The organism is Mucilaginibacter sp. SJ (genome assembly GCF_028993635.1).
Classification (GTDB): domain Bacteria; phylum Bacteroidota; class Bacteroidia; order Sphingobacteriales; family Sphingobacteriaceae; genus Mucilaginibacter.
Genome location: NZ_CP118631.1, coordinates 2,921,769 through 2,943,264, shown reverse-complemented (window position 1 = coordinate 2,943,264; position 21,496 = coordinate 2,921,769). Strand labels below are relative to the sequence as shown.

Here is a 21,496-nt window from a genome sequence, read left to right as displayed (position 1 = left end):
CAATTAAAAAGTAATGTTTGCGCCTATGGTTACATACCTGTAAAAAGGATAACGCTCGTTGCCTGAGGTGGTACGGGTTATTTCAGGGTCCCAGCCATCATGTACTTTGCTGTATTCCCACAGGTCGCTTCCCGAAATGTAAACTCTTAAGCGGCTGATGGCTTTGGTGCGCTCCAATAACGACTTAGGTAAAGTATAACCGATAACAAGGTTTTTCAGGCGTACATAGGCCCCGTTCTCAACCGACCAGCTGGAGATCTGGTAGTTGTAACCATTGATTCCGTTGCTGTGCAGATTAGGGTAATATGCATTGGTGTTTTCAGGGGTCCAGGTATTACCAACCCATTGTGTAGTTTGTGCCTGGCCAAGTGCCGCAAAAGGTACACGCCAGTTATTTGCACTGCCGTTGGCCCTGAAAATTGTCCGTTTCCCTACACCCTGAAAAATGCTTGTAAAATCAAAGCCCTTCCATTGCAGGCCTAATGTTAAACCAAAAGTATAACGCGGCACATCGCTGCCTAAATAAATAAGGTCGCCCATATCTTTTGCTGATGTACCGGTGGTGAGTTTGCCATCGCCGTTAACATCAACATAATAATTATCTCCCGGGCGTAAGCCTGAGTTTTGACCCGGCAAATTGGTAAGGGCAGAAGCGATAGGGATGCCAATGGTATTGATCACTCCTCCCGGGGCATAGTAGGTATTGTTATAAGTATCAACCTGTGCCTGTGTCTGGAAACGGCCACCGTATTTAAGGCCAAAATATGAGCCAAGCGGATACCCCTCAACAGTGGCGTTATAACCGGCACCTAATGCCGGAACGCCATTAAAATATACCAATTTGTTTTGGCTATCAGTTATATTACCCGAAATGGTATAGGTTACCTGCCCAACATGGTCTCGCCAGGTTAATTGTCCTTCCCATCCCCAGGTTTTCAGATCGCCGTTATTTGACTGCGGCGCGCCGATACCCAAAACGGCCGGATAGGTAACACTTACCAGCATGTTTTTATTTTGATTACGGAATACCTCAAAAGTTCCGTTTAAACGACCATTCAATAAACCAAAATCAATACCAATGTTCCGTTTAATTACTGTTTCCCAGGTTCTGTTAAGCGAAACCAGGTTTCCGGTTGTTGTGGTCACAGTTGCAAGCGCTGTACCTAAAAGGGTATTGCTGCTGCTCACATTCAGTGACTGCAGGTAGTCATAGAGGCCAATACCGCCCTGGCTGCCCGATGTAGCGTAAGAAGCACGCAGCTTTAACTCGCTGAAAATATTTGTTTTTTTGATAAAGCTTTCTTCGCCTAAGCGCCAGCCGCCCATAAGGCTGTAAAATGGTTTCCAGCGTTTGTCTGCAATAAATTTCGACGAACCATCATACCTGCCGGTTGCTTCAAAAAGATATTTGCCTTTAAAAGCATAGGTAGCCCTTGCAAAATATGATCCAAGGGCATAATGGTTGCGTTGTTCAAAATTGGAAACAAAACCCGCCTGTAAACTACTCAACCCTAAATTTAATGAAGGTACATCATCGCTTCCCAAATTGTAGGTACGGGTGTTGAACATATCATACTCGTCCCTTTCGTACGAGCTGCCAATCATTAACGATACATCATGTACCCTGTTAAAGGTATTGGCGTACGTTACACGGCCGATGAGGTTATAATATTTATCATTGATATTAGCACGGAAATAGTTTTGGCTCCCTCCTGAGGTGCCACCTGCCGGCGCGGTGGTGCCTGTAAGGTACTTATCATCGTATGAATAAAGGCGTACAGTTTTGGTTTGCACACGATCATCCTGCCACCAAACATTGTAACCAGCTGTTCCGGTAAAGGTAAGGTGCTTCATAAAATTATAGGTAAGCGTTGAGTTTAACAGGGCCCGGCTGTTATTTTCCAGGTTGTCGCCGCCATCCCTCAGCAAACCTGCCGGGCTTGCAACACCACCCCATTGATATGGTTTGCCTGATTGCGTGTACATGGGCAAGCCCACCTGAAACCCGTTACCAAGCGCGCTGTAACTACCTGTAGTATACATGGTTGGTTGCTGTATATTGTTTTGCTCAAGCGCAATGTTGGTTTCCAACTGCACCCTATCACTGAATTTATAACTGTTGTTCAGCCTCAGGTTATAGCGCTGATTACCGTTATTGCCAATCTGAAGCTGGCTGCCATCATTTAAGTAGCCCAATGAAACACGATACGTATTTTTATCTGTTCCGCCTGATACGGCAAGGTTATGCTGTGTCGATGTCGCCCTTCCCCATAAATACTGCTGTAAGGATACATCAATAAAATCAAGCTCTTTTACATCAAGAAATGCAGGAACGGGCAAACCATTGTAGAATGAATTTGCGGTGATACCTCCCGTAGTGTTTCCCGGAATCTGCGATGCCAGTACCACCGTGCCTTTGTTAGCCAGCGCAAAGTTGGCCATCTGGTACCAAAGATCACTTGTAGGGGCTACGCCATAATTATCATTGGTTTTAGCCTGAAGCAGGCCGTTTGCCCATTGATCAATATTTGTCATTTTAGGCTGAAGACCTAAAAATTTCTCAGATACAGAAGGATCATACTGGATCTGCATTTTACCCGCTTTACCCTTTTTAGTAGTGATCAGTACAACGCCATAAGCAGCGCGTGCACCATATATTGAAGCCGAACCATCTTTCAAAACCGAAATATTATCAATATCATTAGGGTTGATGGAGTTAAGCTCATTGTTGTTGTTAAGCGCAACTCCATCTAAGATCACCAAAGGGTCCTGCCCGTTAACAGAGGTCGCACCGCGGATCTGGAAGTTCCAGTTTTCACGCCCCGGCTGCGCCGAACTTCTTGTTACCACCATACCCGGAACCTGGCCCTGCAAATTGGCAACAGGGTTATTGGTTGGCCCGCGGTCTTCAAATACTTTTGCGCTTACCGTGGCAATGGCGCCTACCACCGATGGTTTCTTTTGTGTACCGTAAGCAACCACTACAACCTCTTCCAGATCGCTTCTTTTGCCTGATAACTGAATGTTGATAACAGGGTCGTCGCCAACGGTCACTTTACGCGTGTTATAGCCCACAAAAGCGAAAGATAACTTTGCTCCGGGATTAACGGTTAGTTTGTATTTGCCGTTTACATCAGTTTGAATGCCATTGGTAGTGCCAATAACCTGCACAGTTACGCCAGGTAAAGGATCCCTGGATACAGAATCTGTTACAGTACCGCTGATTTGACGGCTTTGCGCCGCGGCATGATAACCCATGCCTATCAGCAGCAAAAAAACTAAAAGGCACCTTGCCGAATACTTTTTTTGGTAAAAAAAACTCATAGTTTTTAAATTTTTAGGTTTATGACTTAGTGTAATGACCGGCTTTGTCCGCTCAGTCACCATAAAGACACACGGAGGATTTTATTATACTCATTAATGAATGAGATTCTTTTTGGGGCGGGGAGCATTCTCGTGGGAAGGCAAAATAATTAGAGGGTGGAAATGGGATGGTGTTTTAGTTGATTGGTATGGTTGGTTGTGGTGTAATGGCGGGTCATTATATGGAATTAAAGTACTCTGGTTTAAACATCGATACCAGTACAGCACTGCCGAGTTACATTAAACGGTCATTGTTTATGGCGGGGAGATTTGGAGGGAGTATACTATCTCAACAAAAACTGCCAGTGCGATGGTATCTGCCCTCCATTGATGAACTGTCCCAATTGAAGAAAAACCTCTATGACATGCCGCTTGGACTGGCACCGGGACACTTTTGGAGTTCGACCACCACCGTTGCCGGGGAAGCGTGGTGTTTGGGTACCGATGCTGTCAACGACGCACCAGATCAATTCCTCATATCATCGTATGCAACTGTGTGTGCAGTGCGGAGTTTTTAAAATGCCGCTAATTATGATTGTCAGATGTACTATTTGCCTACATCTGACCATTTAAACAGCGGTTGCAAAAGAGCTATTTAATGGGTGTTTACACGGTACTTTTTCCCGTTAAAACCCCTATTTACATCCTTATCCTTTATAACTATATTCGCGACGAATAAGATTATATTAATTATTATTTTAGAAAATACGCTTATAACCTTCACTTATCACATGCAATTGCCATATTACTACATTCAACCTCATCAATTTTTACTTACAATAAGAGCAACACACATTTCGACTGGTGCAATCACCATGCACTCTATAGGAAATACAGACATTGCCCATCTTTTGCATCCTTGTCGAATCTCGCAAAAAGTTTTTTAAACCGTCAGACCATTCATCTGACCTATTTTCTTTATAAAAATTAACTATCAGATCATCGTTATTTCAAATTAAAACCCTATGACCTCATTTACATGGATCAATAAGCAGGTATTGATCGTTTTTTATCTGTGTCTCGGTTGCTCCGTCTTTGCACAGCAAAATGTAAAGCTTCCTGACATTCTTCCACCCTCGCCCGCTGCGTTTGCGATGACGAGGTACGGTGGCATCAACCTGGGTATGCAAACGGGAACTGCTCTGTATAATCTCCCGATTTACACGCTCTCATCAAGAAAGTTGAAAATACCGGTAAGCCTGTCCTATTCTTCCAATGGAGTAAAAGTAGACGAAATTGGTTCCCGATCTGGGATAAGTTGGTCTATCGTATCTGGAGGAGCGATTACTCGAACCGTGTACGACCAACCCGACGAACTCTCGACCCGCCTTATTCCACCTTCAAGCTTTGCGCATACCACTGAACTGTATAATTTCCTCGACCAGGCGGTAAACACTGATTTGAACGGAACAGATACAAGTCCGGACATATTCTCGTTTAATTTCAATGGCTATTCCGGTCAATTTATTTTGAACGGTAGCCAAGCTGTACAGCTGACGAAAACCAATCTCAAGATAGAATTCAACGCGACAAGGCAAGCTGATTTTGGCGGGCGATTCCGCATCACAACCCCGGAAGGCGTAGTTTATTATTTTGCGGGCGGAGCGAATTCTACAGAGTCTTCCTACAATTCGGCTATTGGAGAAAATTGCGGCAAGACACACACGATTGCTATAGACAATGCCTGGTACCTTACAAAAGTGGCCGACCCAAGCGGGGATAATATTATATTGGAATATGCAGCGCTACAGCCGTATTCGTATCCGGCAAGCGTTTCACAATCCCAAACGAAGTCAGTAGTTGGCCCCCAGCATTGTCCAAACAGTTCCACGGGCGGGACAATAACTATTGATGACACAAATTGTGAAAATCTTATTACGACCAACTCCGTATATCTTACCAAGATTACAGCCTCAAGCGGCAACTATCTTACTTTTAGTTACACTGGCAGACAAGACCTAACCTATGACCAACTGGTAAGTGCGGTAAATGTTTTTCAATATGGCAACGCCACAGCCATAAAGACCTTTGGGTTTAGTTATATATACGGATCTGGCACGACATTTCAAAATCAGTACAGCGCCGGCAATGCCCAATTGAAGTTCAGGCCGTTCCTTACCACAGTAACCGAAACGGCACCAAGTACAGCAGAACAACATCTTTTTTCATTCGAATACAACAATATTGCTGGTCTGCCTCCAAGACTAAGCTATGCTCAGGACGATTATGGCTATTTTAATGGTGCCAATAATTTAGGATTGATTCCGAAGCCTGTATTAGCGTATCAACAATTTTTTCCTGATGCTCAGGCAGATCGCTCGCCCAATTTTACCTATGCCCAATATGGCTTGCTGACTAAAATAAAATACCCAACTGGTGGATACGATTCAATTGCGTATAAAGCACCAACATATACCGTCACGGAACTGCCTGACCCTGTCTCTCAGTCGCTATATGTATCAGGAGTCGGAGCCGATCTAAGCACTGCCGTGACAACGAATTCAAGTCCGGTCACCATGACGAGCGGTCAAACCACCACGTTAAACTCATCCTATACATTTAACGGACCTTCCGGCGAAGAGGATTTCCACGCACAAGTGTATGTATACCTCATCAATACAATAACGGGGCAAACCGTTTATACCGGCTTTTTAAATTCCTCGAACCGGCAGCTTCATGATATCGTTACGCTTGAGGCAGGGAAAACTTATATTTTGAGGTGTGTCTCTTACGGTCAGTATTCTTTAGGATCAGCTAATCTCTCTTATTACACCCAGGGCTCGGTACCAGTAGTAAAAAACAAGACGGCGGCCGGGGTCATTGTGGATTTCGTCAGGACATACGACCCAGTGCAAAAAATCAGCAGCTTCAAAAAATACTATTATTCAAAGTTAAGCGACTTGACCACTTCTTCCGGTTCGGTTGTGGCAACACCGACATACATGTCAGATTATTCAATTGCTGTGAGCTGTCAACCACAGGATAGTCAGAATCCGGTCATTGATTGCGGGACTATATTCCAGTTTAAGAGTATGTCGTCAAATTCTATGAATAATTTATATGCCTATTCTCAGCACCACATCAATTTTCAGTACATCGTAGAAAGCAGCGGCCTCAATTTTGAAAACGGAGGGATCGAACATATTTATACAGTCGAACCTAATACTCCTGGTGAGGTGGTGATGGGCAATGACATCCTTACGAGCCCGCTTTCTAACAGGGGAGTTGGAAAAAGCGGATTGGAAACTTTTACAAATACTTTTATTAAAAAAGGATCGGTATTTCAATCAGTGAAAACTGTAAAAATGACATACAAGGACGATAGCCGGTTAAGTGAACTGTTTTACGGCTATTCTGTGCGTAAGCGTTATCAGTTATTGTGTGCATCAACCACACCGCCGACAGAATCGCAATTCAGTCCTTTTGACGTGAAGAAAAACTATATCTATTCACGCTGGATATACCCCGATACCGTAATCACTACGACTTTTGCATCTTCTGGATCAAATAGCTTTGCGGAAACTGAAATAACGCAATATGGCAATACCATTCATTTATTGCCCACTCAAAAAACGATTGTCAAAAGTAATGGTAAGAACATATTGACAACCTTCAAGTACCCTGCTGATTTCGCAACTACAGCGCCGTACGACCAAATGTATAACACGCTGCACATATGGAGCCCTGTATTGAGCAACAAGAATACGTCTTTGACCCCGCGACAAGCACTTCGACCTTTCTGCAATCTACTAAAACAGATTACCAGGTTTGGAATGGAAACAATTCTTTGATCTATCCAGTAACTATATCAACCAAAACAGGAACTGCTAATTACGATCCGAGGATACAGTTCCTGGCATATGACAATATTGGAAATGTGCAGAGCGTATCAAAAGTAAACGGGCCGAAAATCTCTTATATCTATGGCTACGGCGGCGGATATCCAGTTGCACAGGCAACAAACGCTGATTACTCCGCCGTGGTTACTGCGCTTGGTAGAGCGGCCGCTATCCAGTCATTTCGGGATAATCTAAATCCCTCTGACGCTACTGTAAGCAGCTTTTTGGCACCGCTTCGAACAAATCCGAGTTTATCGAGCGCGCAAGTCGTTACTTATACTTATAAACCGTTGTTTGGCGTGACCAGCACCAAAGACGAAAAAGGGGAAAACACGACTTTCGAATATGACAATTTCCAAAGACTGCAAAACATCAAAGACCAGAATGGCAACATCGTCAAGAACTACGACTATCATTACGGTGCACAATAATTCCCAACCTTAATCACAAACCGAAAATGCACTTTTACCATAAACCATATAGAAAAGGGATCCTGGCGGCGGCGCTGATGCTGCTGGGCATGACCGCCCTTCATGCTCAAACAAACTATATAAAGACGCGGACCCCGAACCGGGCGATCACGAGGAACGGCAAGCTCGATACGCTGAGCACGAACAGGGATTCGGTGCAGACGACGATCCAGTATATCGACGGATTGGGCAGGCCCCTGCAAACGGTGCAGCGGCAGGCCTCGCCAACATTTAAAGACATCGTACAGCCTTTCGCGTATGACCAGTACGGCCGTGAAGCGCTCAAATACCTGCCCTATGCCACCACGGCAACGGGCGACGGGAGCTATAAAACGGACGCGCTGACAGCGGGTGCCGGCGTAGCAAAATTCTATCATCCGGCAGGCAGCACCGGCACCCAGCAAACCAACGGGATCCCGAACACCTTGTTCCCTTATGCCCAAACCGGTTTTGAGGCCTCCCCGCTGAACCGCGTTATAGAACAGGGGGCGCCCGGCGCAGCCTGGCAAACAGGTGCCACGCCGGATGCAAACAGCAGCAGCCATTCATCAAGGATAGTTTATACCACCAACGACCAGACTGCTTTTAGTACAACCAATATAACTACCAACAACGGCAGCCGCAGGGTGATGATTTACCGGGCCATCATTAATGCCAACCAAAGCCGTACGCTGAGCCGTGGTGTAAATTCGACGGTAGAGTATTATACCGGCGGACAGCTGTACGTAACGATCAGCCGCAATGAGAACTGGCAACCGGGAGAGGGCTGTTTCGGCACCACGGAAGAATACAAGGATAAAGAAGGGCATGTGATCGTAAAGCGGACCTATAACCTGAAGAAAACCTATAGCGGAGGCGTAGAAACCCAAACGGCCGAAATGCTGTCGACCTATTACGTGTACGACGATCTGGGGAACCTTTGTTTCGTAGTTCCCCCGGCGGCAAATCCGGATGTGATCAGCTCGGCTCAAAGCCAGTCCACCATCGATTACCGCTGCTACCAGTACCGTTACGATGAACGCAACCGCCTGGTGCAAAAGAAGATCCCGGGCAAAGGCTGGGAATACATTATTTACAATAAGCTGGACCAGCCGGTAGCCACACAGGATTCGGTACAGCGGATGAAGACGGCCGGGCAGCAATGGACGATCACGAAATACGATGCGATGGGCAGGGTTGTGCTGACGGGCATTTACCAGCAAAGCGGCACCACGGCCGGGGTAGATTATCATGCAAGCCTGCAAGCGATAGCTGACACGACGGGCGCGCAATGGGAAACGCGCCTCTCAACAAGCAATGGCTATACAGCCAACACCTGGCCGAAGAACTGGCTGACGACGCTGAGCCTGAATTATTACGACAGTTACCAGGGGATCCCCGGCTTCCCGGCGGCTTATAACCAAACCAGCAACGCCGCCTACAGCAGGCAAACCACGGGATTGCTTACCGCGTCGAAAACGTTGGTGCTAAACTCGACCGATACGTTGTGGACGGTACCTTATTATGACGATGAGGGCAAAACGGTTAGAACTTTCAGCCAGCATTATGTAGGCGGGTCAACAACGAAAAGCATTTATAACTACGACGACGTACAGACGACATACAACTTTTTAAAACTGCCGACACAAATAAAGCGTTTACACTATCTTAAGAATGCAGGGGGGACGGCAGCAACGCTGACGCTGACCGAGACGAATTACATCAACTACGACCATATGGGCCGTAAGCGCCGCACACAGCACCAGATGCGCGACGGCAGCAATGCTTCGCAAACGACAATACCATTGGTGCAAAGCGATTATAACGAGATTGGCCAGTTAAAAGTAAAGCACGTTCATTCGATTAATAATGGTACAAACTGGCTGCAAAACATCGACTACCGGTACAATCCGCGGGGCTGGCTGAGCAACATCAATAACGCGAACCTGACCGCCGACGGCGGGATAACCAGCAGCGATACGAACGACCAGTTTGGCGAAGAGTTAAGTTACGAGGATGCGACATCGGCCAGCCGGCAATATAATGGCAATATCGCCACGGTACAATGGAAATCGGCACCTTATGTAGCGGGAGGGACAACAGTAACACCGGTAAAACAGACGTATGACTATGGCTATGACCACCTGAACAGGCTGCGGGCCGCGGTATCCACCAGCAGTACAGCGAAGGATAACTTTTACGGCGAAAACGTAACGTATGACAATATGGGTAATATCAGCAGCCTGGGCAGATATGATAACATAGGCGGTACCAAAACGCAGATAGATACTTTAACCTATACGTACAGCTTTTACCGGGTGAACCAGGTAGACGATGCCTCCCCCTATACCGGTACCGCCGGTTTTACCGAACTGGTAAAGCAGGCGAGTGAATACACCTATGATGGCAACGGGAACCAGTTGCGTGATCAGAACAAGGGGATCAGCAGCATCAGCTACAATATGCTGAACCTGCCGCAAACGATCACCAAAAACGACGGCAGCACGGTAGTTTATGTATACAGCGCATCAGGCAATAAACTCAGAAAACTGTACACGGCAGGCGGCACAACCACGACAACAGAATATGATAACGGCATCCAGTATGACAACAGCACCACCAATGTAGCGTTTATCCAGACAGAAGAAGGCCGGGCCAGGCACAGCGGAACAACCTACACCTATGAGTACGACCTGAAAGACCACCTGGGCAACACCAGGGTAACGCTAACCCCGGACCCCAATGACCCGACCCAGCAAACGGCGAAGATCCTGCAGGAAAATGATTACTATGCTTTCGGCTATGGTATACAATCAATGCAGGGTATCGTAGCTTCACCTAAAAATGAGTATCTTTATAATCACAAGGAGTTGCAGGAAGAGACGGGCTTGTATGATTATGGCGCGCGGTTTTATGATCCGGTGATTGGGAGGTGGACGAGTGTTGATCCCCTTGCCGACATGTATCAGCATTGGTCTCCATATAATTATGGCATTGGAAATCCTATTAAAAATATCGACCCTGATGGAAGAGATGTTTTTGAAAATAATAACCCCGGACTAGCAACAAGATATGTCGATCCAACAGGTAGGACAATTCTAAATACAAACGATGGCCGCAACGATATTTACAAAGTACCTTGGAACATGTATACCTTATTTATGAATTCTGTGAATAATGCCGGCGGATACGGTAGTGGTCCTTCAGATGTTGATTCGAAAAAATGGAATGATTATTGGCGTAATTCGTTACCACAGGTCGCTAGCGAAACGCAATTAAACATTGCAGGCTACGGGTATTTACGAAGCGAGGATGCAAGGGATGCACAAGCCAAATATTTAACTACTGGTAATAGTTCTGATTATTATGATTTTCTCACTGCTCAACGTAACGATTGGGGAGATCCAGCCAGCAATATAATAGGGATTTTTACTTTACTGAGTGGGATCGTTGACATGGTGCCGCTTCACGTAGAAGATGTAATGGATAATCCAAATCTTTTACGGGGTAAATCCCCTAAAAAGGTTGAGGGAGATGTGGGCGGTACAACTAGTTGGAGGATTGAAAAGCTCGGAAAAGGATCTAAAAAGGGACAAGGTTGGGTATTTAGAGAATACTTTGGAAATGGGCAGGCAACAGGCAGGGTAATCCGTTGGCATCCAGGCGGGGGACATCATGGACCCGATCCATACTGGAAAGTAAGTAATGGCAGCTCAATAAGTGGTGAAATTAGGCCTGCACCATCTAATTAAGAAAAATATGAACGAATTATTAATCAACGCAATTAAGTTGTTATCGGCGAATTCTAGTGAACAACGAGAGTATCTAAAAAAATCTGGATCATTTCCATGCATTGATGAAATCGCACTTATGTTTGATGATGCTTACCGATATTTCCACACTCAAAAGGGAAGTCTTTTAACGACTTCGGCCTTTAATAAATTAAAAAAGATAAATTCAATTCTCAATGCTTTAAGTGACTCCGATAACGAACAAGAGTGGGACGAAAAATCGTTGGACGATCAAAGCTGGGCAGAAATAAGAAGCATAGCAATTTCTCTAATGAAAGAAGAATTCATTTAGGCTTTCGCTGCCGCAAGCCTCTGGCTTGTGGCCCGTTTGCAAAGTATTGCACATGCAAATCCCGGATGAAATCAACATCCGGGATTTTGTTGTAAATAGGTAAGCCAATATTCTATTGTAATTATGATAACCTGAACCGGCTATGCCCGGCAGTATCCCATTCTCATTCAGGCGCAAGGATGCGGCCATGGGATTGTGGGCTGGATACCCGTGACTTTTAAGATTGCCTCATAATCCAGCCACTGAACTGACAACATCTTGTCAGTGTTCAATTTTTTAAAAACAGGTGTTCAGCTTTTGAAAATACAATATTGCAATTGATTGATTATCAATGGTATTTTGTTCAAGTTAAGATTTAATGCATTTGAGGCTAAACTTAAGTTGTTGATTATCAATGATGATAATTTAATGGAAAATACTCAATGTTCACACTTTTAAAAGTTGAACACCTGTAAGTTAAACAGCAACTTTACAGGGGATCAGCAGCATCAGCTACAATATGCTGAACCTGCCGCAAACGATCACCAAAAACGACGGCAGCACAGTAGTTTATGTATACAGTGCATCAGGCAATAAACTCAGAAAACTGTACACCGCAGGCGGCACAACCACGACAACGGAATATGATAACGGGATAGAGTACGACAACAGCACCACCAATGTAGCGTTTATCCAGACAGAAGAAGGCCGGGCCAGGCACAGCGGAACAACCTACACCTATGAGTATGATCTGAAAGATCACCTGGGCAACACCAGGGTAACGCTAACCCCGGATCCCAATGACCCGACCCAGCAAACGGCCAGGATTTTGCAGGAGAATGATTACTACGCTTTCGGGTACGGGATCCAGTCGTTGCAGCAATCTGTGCCGTCACCAAAAAATGAGTACCTTTATAACCACAAAGAGCTGCAGGAAGAGACGGGCTTGTATGATTATGGCGCAAGGTTCTACGACCCGGTGATTGGGAGATGGGGAAGTGTTGATCCGTTGGCGGAGAAGATGAGGCGTTTTAGTCCTTATATTTATGGCGGTAATAATCCCATTAGATTTGTTGATCCGGACGGAATGGAATTTAAGCCTACAGTAGAAGAAGCAGCAGCAATGGCAAATAACGTATATAAAGAAAGTAACGGCAACAATGGATTAATTGGAGGCTGGAAACGTTCTGACAGGAATATCCCTAATATTACATATAACGAATCGAGCAATGGATTAAACTCCGCACTTTACGAACGTACTAATGCAGATGGTAAAACGGAATACACTTATGCGACTGGTGGAACAAATCCCCTTAATCCTCTGGATCTTGGCACAGATATCGTTCAGCTTTTCGGAAGATCAGGTCAATATGCAGAATCCGTGCAAAATGCCAGAATAATAGACAACGAACTCAAGGGAAGTGAGTTGACATTCACAGGGCATTCGTTGGGCGGTGGCGAAGCAGCAGCTAATTCGTTAGCTACCGGGAGAGATGCAATCACCTTTAATGCCGCTGGGCTAAGTGGAGCAACAAAAGAGAATTTGGGCCTTAATAATAAAAGTGGTAAAATTGATAATTATGATGTGGGCGGGCAGCTAATAAAGGCTCAAACTTTAATAGGGATTCACCCGGAAGGAACTCAACATGAATTAGCTGCATCCTTACCTATTCCCCTTGCGATTCATCCAAAGGCGCCCGTCTTTGATTCTCCTGCATATAATGCTGGGGCACTACTTATAAATGGTATACTTTTACACCTGATGCCAGCCGTTGATAAAGGATTAAGAAATGCGAAATAATATAAAAATCACCTTAAAACAGAGTGTCATTTTACTCAGTATTGGCATCTACTCTGTATCACTTACTCAAGATTGTTATTGCGTTACAGATTCTTGTGGAAATTCTTTTATGGCCTTAATAATGGGTATTGTCGGGCTGGTCTTTGGCGGAGCTAACCTGACTTGGTTGGCTAATCCAATTCTATTTATTTCTTGGTCTTTGTGGAAGAAAAACACTCAAAAAAGTATGCTTGCTTCTGGTTGTGCTCTGATATTTATGATTTCTTTTTTGTTTTTTAAACAAATAGTTTCTGATGAAGCTGGTAACTATTCCAACATTGTGAGTTATAAATTGGGATATTGGCTATGGTTGTTAAGTGCTCTTACTATGTTTATCGGTGCTTGGATAATTCGCTTACAAGGGGGCGCAGGGAATGAGAGGGGTATTTAAGATACTTGATACACGCAAACGAATTATGCCCAAATGTTTGCTATTATTATCTTTTCGCTGCCGCCCAGCTACCGCTCTGCTACCGCAAGTGATCGCTGCCGCAAGCCCCCTGCTGCCGCAAGCGTTTTCGCTGCCGCAAGCCTCTGGCTTGTGGCCCGTTTGCAAAGTATTGCACATGCAAATCCCGGATGAAATCAACATCCGGGATTTTGTTGTAAATAGGTAAGCCAATATTCTATTATGGTTATGATAATCCGAACCGGCTACGCCCTGCAGTATCCTATTCTCATTCAGGCGCGGGTATACAGCGGTGGGATTGTGGGCTGGATACCCGTGACTTTTAAGATTGCCTCATAATGCAGCCACTGAACTGACAATATCTTGTCAGTGTTCAATTTTTTAAAAACAGGTGTTCAGCTTTTGAAAATACAATATTGCAATTAATTGATTATCAATGGTGTTTTGTTCAAATTAAGATTTAATACATTTGAGGCTAAACTTAAGTTATTGATTATCAGCGATGATTATTTAATGGAAAATACAAAGTGTTCACACTTTTAAAAGTTGAACACCTGTAAGTTAAACAGCAACTTTACAAGGGATCAGCAGCATCAGCTACAATATGCTGAACCTGCCGCAAACGATCACCAAAAACGACGGCAGCACGGTAGTTTATGTTTACAGTGCAGGAGGCAATAAACTCAGAAAACTGTACACGGCAGGCGGGATAACCACGACGACGGAATATGATAACGGCATCCAATATGATAACAGCACGACCAATGTAGCATTTATCCAGACGGAAGAAGGCCGGGCCAGGCACAGCGGAACAACCTACACCTATGAATATGACCTGAAAGACCACCTGGGCAACACCAGGGTAACCCTAACCCCGGACCCCAATGACCCAACCCAGCAAACGGCCAAAATTTTGCAGGAGAATGATTACTATGCATTTGGCTATGGTATACAATCAATGCAGGGTATCGTAGCTTCACCTAAAAATGAATATCTTTATAATCACAAGGAATTACAGGAAGAGACGGGGCTGTATGACTATGGTGCAAGGTTTTATGATCCGGTGATAGGAAGGTGGACAAGTGTGGATCCATTGGCGGAGAAAGATAGACGATGGTCTCCATATAATTATGTCAGAAATAACCCAATTCGATTTATAGATCCCGATGGAATGTATACAATCGAAGGCGCAGACAAAAATGTAAATCAAGGCAATGCAACTTATACTAAGGACAAGGATGGAAATGTAAGTTGGGTAAATGCAACAGAAGATACTAAACGAATAGGTAATGCTATGTTGAAGAATTCGGTAGGTACTAAAGAACTCGACGCCATGATATCGTCAGAAGCAAGTATTAAACTTGTAGATAATACAACAGATTTGAAGAAGGATGAAAGTGGCAAAGTGACTCTCGGTTTGACTGAAGCGACATCTTTTAAAAGAGATGAAAATGGAGTTGCAAAGCCTGCAGCATTCACCGTAACAGTATTTGAAAAAAGTATAGAATACGTCAAACAGAATCAAGATGGTATGAATGTAAGTTTGAGTGGTAAAGAAGCTAACTCATATATTGTACCAAATATGTATACAACAGAGGAACATGTAGGTGCGGTAGCTTCACACGAGGGAGTTCATGCAACAGAACCAACGTACAATAGTAGTACAAATAAAGAAGGCCGATCAGTGACTGAAAGTAAACCATATAAAGTACAACTACAGTATTATCGAGAAACAATGAAACAAAAAACACATAAATAAATATGTTCAAATATGAAAAACGGGCAATAGTATTAGTGTTATTTCTGATACTATCAGGACAATGCTTAGCACAAAAAGGAATATTGGTCGATCAAGACATTCGTATTGCTAAGTATGAATTTGACTTTTTAAATTATCTAAAAAACGAAAAAGAGTTCTCTGATATGAGCAAAGAATTCAATTTGGAAAATTATAAAGACAGAATTATCATAAAAAAACAATTGGAGATCTATAAAGGTGATTCAAATACAAGTTTCCTACTTGTTAAATTTAAAGCTACATCAGATCACGGGAATATCTATTGGGGTATTTTAACTGACAGCAAAGTATACTTTTTTCATAACATCCATAGCGGACAATTCCTGACGTTCCAAAAATATACCAATCCTAAAATTATGACCTTAATAAAGTACTATATAAAAGAATTTGATTAGGTCAAATAGATTTTACCATAGCTAATAAAGTAGTTTGACAAGAAAGCCCGGCAATCGCCGGGCTTTGCTGTTTATCTTTCTTTCAGCAGTTCGTTCTTTTCGCGTTCAGCCTGCAAAAGCCGTTCATAAAGCTTTTTGTTTTCTTTCGCTGCCGCAAGCCTCTGGCTTGTGGCCCGTTTGCAAAGTATTGCACATGCAAATCCCGGATGTTGATTTCATCCGGGATTTTATTGTAAATAGGTAAGCCAATATTCTATTATGGTTATGATAATCCGAACCGGCTACGCCCGGCAGTATCCATCCCATTCAGGCGCGGGTATGCAGCGGCGGGATTGTAAGCCGAATACCCGTGACTTTTAAGATTGCCTCATAATCCAGCCACTGAACTGACAACATTTTGTCAGTGTTCAATTTTTAAAAAACAGGTGTTCAGCTTTTGAAAATACAATATTGCAATTGGTTGATTATCAATAGCGTTTTGTTCAAATTAAGATTTAATGCATTTGAGACTTACCTTAAGTTGTTGATTATCAGCAATGATAATTTAATGGAAAATACTCAATGTTCTTTCGCTGCCGCAAGCCTCCCGGCTTGTGGCCCGCATGCAAATTGATAACATGATTTTTGATCCTTACAGCAGCAGCCTGCCATTATAAAATTTAATTTTAATTTCGTGTAATAAATATTACCTTAGGGTCAATAAACCATATCATGAAAAAGAAAACTCTCACACTTTTTTTGCTTTTAAGCGCTTTCGCCATTTTTATAGCTGCGGTTTCTGATCTTTCCGGTAAATGGTCGGGTAAGCTTATCACTGCCGACGGAACGGAATACCCCTTATTATATAATCTTTCACTTGCAGGTGATTCTATAACCGGTACGGCCAAAAGCCCGCAGGGTGAATTTCCTATAGAAGAAGGAAAGCTTGATACAGCCGGCTTTCATTTTAAAGTAACTGTGAACGGTTTGGATATTCCGCACAGCGGTAAATTTTACGGCGACTCGGTAGGGATGGATATCAGCCTCAATGGCTCTGGGATACATACTACTCTTGTCCGGGTTAATTAAAGTGATTATCGAGGCGGCAAAGTAAGGCTATCGCTAAACCCCGGCCAAAGGAGAGTTAATATTCAAAAGAACAAATAGGTGAACTTAGCCGATTGAAAGACGAAGTGTTTGAGTGGATTGCAAGAGGGATAACGAGTTGGATGGATATATAGGTGAGAGGATTAGATTTAGGTATGTTCTAAATCGGCGCTTTTAATGGGGTATAAAAAAGAAAGAAAAACTTGTACCTGTGAAAAAATCGATTAATTTTGTTTAATAAAAATAACCACTTAAAACCTTATCACATGCCAACAAAAAAGCCACCGCTATTCATAGTTAGCGTTCAAAACGCTTAATTAGAGTCTGCCAATTTTTCCGTTTCCTAAATCTTATCTCTCATGTTACCAATAAAATCATTCAAATTTTTAGTGTCATTACTGTGCGCATTTGTAATTGCAATAAATATAAAAGCGCAAACAACCGGGCCCACCTTGGCTAAAGTAATTCCCCCTTCGCCCAATATGCAGGCCTTTCAAAAATATGGTAATATTCCGGTTAGTCCTTACACAGGCATCCCGAATATATCTATTCCGTTATATGATGTTAAGTTTCGTGATATTACGGTGCCCATTTCATTAAGTTATCATGCATCGGGCATTAAAGTATCCGAAGAAGCCAGCCAGGTAGGTTTGGGATGGGTGATCAATACCGGGGGTTCAATATCACGTAATATAATAGGCGATGACGATTTTTATGGTTCTGTGTACTTTAACAGTGCTCAAAATAATGTAATGGATTTTTCAGATGGGCAAGGGCCGAGGGATCTTCTTGGCCGTGGCTGTACATTAAACATGTTTAATAAGTCTATTGCCAATAGCCCCACACTTTATACTTATGATATTTACGATTATCTCCACGAAAGTACGCCGGTCGATTTTCAGCCGGATCAATATTTTTATAATTTCCTGGATAAAAGTGGCAAGTTTATAGTTAAACGAAACCGGCAGGCAATATTACAGAAGCAGGAAAAAATTCAGATTATTAATACGGGTACTGATGGCAGCAGTTGGCAAATTAAATCAGCCGATGGTTATACGTTTGATTTTAACGCCGCCGAAAGCTATCATTCCCTTGAAGATCATTATTCGGCCTGGTATCTTACAAAAATCACATCGCCTACAGGCAATACGGTTACATTCAATTATACTACCGTTCCGCGATATGTAACTTCGGTAGGCGGATACTCGGAGTTACTGGATTATCAGGATTTGCCGGTGCCCTATGGCGGAGGCGCCGATGGAAACAGGCTTTACTCGGCACATAACACCGGCTGGCAGAAAGGTTCAATCCCCGGCAAGGACTATACCCTTGTTGTTCTTGATAACATCGATTTTAATACCGGCATAGTAAAGTTTAATTATTCCGACAGGCTGGACATTTCAGGCGATAAAAAGTTGGATAGCCTGACCGTATTCATGAAAGATAAAAACGGTACCTTAAGCAACCAACCATTAAAAACCATTGCTTTAAGCTATAGCTATTTTGATAACGGCAACACGGATAATGATGCAGGAAACGGAAATTCACCGAGGCTTAAACTACTCAGCGTTCAGCAAAAGGGCTCATACAATAACGTAAACACTGCCGAAAAGCCCTATCTTTTTACCTATAACGAAAATATCTGGATGCCGTCCAAAGGCTCGTTTGCCAGGGATCACTGGGGGTATTATAATGGTAAACTGGAAAATACATCACTTATTCCGAGCGTAATACAGGTAAATTCGCCTAATCTGGTAACCCGGGCGCTCGGCGTCCCCGGGCCCGAACGGGAACCAAATTCTTCCTATGTTAACGCATACTCCCTGTTGAAAATTCAATATCCAACAGGCGGCTCAACCGAGTTTCAATATGAAAGCAATGATTTTGATGAACAGCAATCGCAGGTAAATGATGCAAGCTATTTCAATAAAACTTATACGATTATTCAACAAATAGCAACGATCAATTACGATAACCAAAACACAACGCCTTTTTTTCCTTCGGATACCCTCGATCTTTCTAATGAGTACATTTTCACCGAGAATCCTTTGACACAAAATGCAACATACGTTAATTTTAATGTTGCTTTCCGCTTTTCGGATTATAATTATTGTTCAACACATCCGTATCCGTTTCCGGTAACCGATATCATGACTTTTGATATTTACGATGTAACCGGCACTAATCTTATAATGCATAAGGATGCCTCCTACTTTCCGGTGTGCTCGGGCGGGAGCACCGAGGGGTGTACTGTTTGTGGAGGCCCTGTGTTAAGTTATAACTCCAGTAACCTTTTACTGCCGCCAGGCAAGTACAAATTAAAGGTTCACGTTGATCCTTCTTATGCATCCTCGTTACAGGATATCCACTTCAACTTTACTTATTATACCCAGGTGGGTACGGCCACACTCTATGGCAACGCCAATGCGCTTACCTTTTCCACAGGCGGAGGGCAAAGAATTGCCAGGATTATTGATCACGAAGCAGATGGTAGTCCCAATGTAAATGTTAAAAAATTTGTTTACCACTATTTTGCGGATAAAAACAATAGCGGGCAGCAAAAAGAATACAGCTACGGCCGCAGGATGTCGCACCCGGTGTATAATTATTTTGTGATAAACGATGTACTTGGCCGTGTTGTACTTTCGCAGGGTTCTATCGACAGGCAGTTTGTGGCACCACGCCTTATGCGGAGTGCTGATAGCGACATACCTTTAAATGGCTCGGCAGCCGGCGCGGTGGTGGGTTACGACCGTGTAACCGTTTTATATGGCGAAAACGGCGAAAATGGTAAAACCGAATATCAATATGTTAACCAGCCCGATCATGTATCAGATTATTCCTCTCCGCTTAGTGAATATGGTTTACCGCTTCAGCCACCGTATGCCTCCAACGTTCCTGAGTTGCTGAACGGTTCACTGTTGGCGCAAAAAGATTATATCAATAAAGGCGGTCAATTTCAGATAGCTAAAAGCGTAACAAACACATATGAAAACTCGCTGACGAATGATAATGTGGTTTACGGCATGGAAGTACGAAAACGCCCCTATGAACTTGCAGAAAATGGCTCCTATACCAGCGACATGCCGACCGATATATGCGAATCGGGCAGTATGATGAGCTATTTTAACCTTGTATCGAAGTTTTTGCCTCTGAGAACTACCACAGAGCGGGATTATACCCAAAATGACACCACCAAATATTCGGAAGTAAATACCAGTTACTATTATGATAATTACCTCCACTATCAGCCTACCCGGGTGGTAACAACCAACAGTAAAGGCGAGCAGATTATTACCCAGAACAAGTACCCGCTTGATTATACCATAACCGGGACACCTGCAAACCCAACTGCCCAGGGTATAAAAAATTTAATTGATAAAAACCTGGTTGGCACTGTGGTTGAAAAGATTACAAAAAAGGCGGATGCCAACGGGGCAAACGAAAAAACGCTTAGTGCGGTTTACACTTCGTATAAGCCGACGCTGCCTTTACCCGATGTGATACAGGCAACCAACACAGTGCAGCCGCTCGGCGATTTTACGCCATCAAGTATAACAGCCTCATCGGCAGCTATCGATACGCGGTATAAGCAATATGTGTTGTTTGATCAGTACGATAACTATGGGCATATCGTTCAGCAGCATATGCTTAACGGAGCTTTAAATTCATATGTATGGGATTATAATTCAACATCGCCCATAGCTCAGGTAATTAATGCAGGTGTAACCGATATTGCCTATGCCGGTTTTGAATGGGATGGCACCGGCGGGTGGACCATTGGTTCAACACTACGCGATAACACATCGGCGTTTTCGGGGCGTATATCCTATAACCTATCCAATGGATCTATTACCAAAAGTGGTTTAACGGCAGCAAACACTTATGTGGTATCATACTGGACAAAGAACCCAACCGCACTAACAATCACAGGAACAATTACCGGCTACCCAATAAAAGGAACAACAATCAATGGCTGGACATATTATGAACATCAGGTAACAGGGCAAACTACTATAACCGTGTCGGGATCAGGAAACATAGATGAATTGCGGCTATATCCAAAAGGTGCTCAAATGACCACTTACACTTATTCGCCATTAATTGGTGTCACAGGTTCGATAGATCCGAAGAACAATGCCTCGTACTACGAATATGACGGCCTCGGACGTTTGCAAAACATCAAGGATAAAGACGGTAATATCGTTAAACATTTTGATTATCATTATCAGGGACAATAAAACATTACAAATCA

Annotated in this window: 11 protein-coding genes; 10 read left to right on the top strand and 1 reads right to left on the bottom strand. The window is 43.5% G+C overall.

Going from position 1 to position 21,496, the window contains the following annotated elements; genetic code table 11:
* Nucleotides 1-3: 3 nt before the first annotated feature.
* Complete coding sequence (locus MusilaSJ_RS11765; protein ID WP_274990121.1) at nucleotides 4-3,324, bottom strand: SusC/RagA family TonB-linked outer membrane protein; 3,321 nt, start codon at nucleotides 3,322-3,324, stop codon at nucleotides 4-6.
* Between the two features lie 1,004 nt (nucleotides 3,325-4,328).
* On the opposite strand from MusilaSJ_RS11765, the gene MusilaSJ_RS11760 reads away from it, so the two are divergent.
* The 10 genes from MusilaSJ_RS11760 (at nucleotide 4,329) to MusilaSJ_RS11715 (ending at nucleotide 21,482) form a co-directional block, all read left to right on the top strand.
* Nucleotides 4,329-7,154, top strand: coding sequence for a hypothetical protein (locus tag MusilaSJ_RS11760; RefSeq protein ID WP_274990120.1), 2,826 nt, complete (start codon nucleotides 4,329-4,331; stop codon nucleotides 7,152-7,154).
* Nucleotides 7,151-7,633 carry a hypothetical protein gene (locus MusilaSJ_RS11755; RefSeq protein ID WP_274990119.1) on the top strand — a complete coding sequence of 161 codons (483 nt, stop codon included), beginning with the start codon at nucleotides 7,151-7,153 and terminating at the stop codon, nucleotides 7,631-7,633. Before MusilaSJ_RS11760 ends, MusilaSJ_RS11755 begins: the two co-directional genes overlap by 4 nt.
* A 26-nt stretch (nucleotides 7,634-7,659) precedes the next feature.
* Nucleotides 7,660-11,403 carry a DUF6443 domain-containing protein gene (locus tag MusilaSJ_RS11750; RefSeq protein WP_274990118.1) on the top strand — a complete coding sequence of 1,248 codons (3,744 nt, stop codon included), beginning with the start codon at nucleotides 7,660-7,662 and terminating at the stop codon, nucleotides 11,401-11,403.
* Between the two features lie 7 nt (nucleotides 11,404-11,410).
* Nucleotides 11,411-11,734 (top strand): hypothetical protein, encoded by a 324-nt coding sequence (locus MusilaSJ_RS11745; RefSeq protein WP_274990117.1) that lies wholly within the window; start codon nucleotides 11,411-11,413, stop codon nucleotides 11,732-11,734.
* Between the two features lie 499 nt (nucleotides 11,735-12,233).
* A complete protein-coding gene (locus tag MusilaSJ_RS11740; protein WP_274990116.1) occupies nucleotides 12,234-13,514 on the top strand; it encodes an RHS repeat-associated core domain-containing protein in 1,281 nt (426 codons plus the stop codon).
* Complete coding sequence (locus MusilaSJ_RS11735) at nucleotides 13,504-13,944, top strand: hypothetical protein (protein WP_274990115.1); 441 nt, start codon at nucleotides 13,504-13,506, stop codon at nucleotides 13,942-13,944. The genes MusilaSJ_RS11740 and MusilaSJ_RS11735 overlap by 11 nt, the downstream gene beginning before the upstream one ends.
* 622 nt (nucleotides 13,945-14,566) lie before the next feature.
* Nucleotides 14,567-15,721, top strand: a complete 1,155-nt coding sequence (locus MusilaSJ_RS11730; RefSeq protein ID WP_274990114.1) for an RHS repeat-associated core domain-containing protein — start codon at nucleotides 14,567-14,569, stop codon at nucleotides 15,719-15,721.
* A gap of 2 nt (nucleotides 15,722-15,723) precedes the next feature.
* Complete coding sequence (locus MusilaSJ_RS11725) at nucleotides 15,724-16,155, top strand: hypothetical protein (protein WP_274990113.1); 432 nt, start codon at nucleotides 15,724-15,726, stop codon at nucleotides 16,153-16,155.
* Between the two features lie 711 nt (nucleotides 16,156-16,866).
* Entirely contained in the window at nucleotides 16,867-17,223 is a 357-nt protein-coding gene (locus tag MusilaSJ_RS11720) for a hypothetical protein (protein ID WP_274990112.1), read from the top strand.
* Between the two features lie 470 nt (nucleotides 17,224-17,693).
* Nucleotides 17,694-21,482 (top strand): RHS repeat domain-containing protein, encoded by a 3,789-nt coding sequence (locus MusilaSJ_RS11715; protein ID WP_274990111.1) that lies wholly within the window; start codon nucleotides 17,694-17,696, stop codon nucleotides 21,480-21,482.
* Nucleotides 21,483-21,496: the final 14 nt, after the last annotated feature.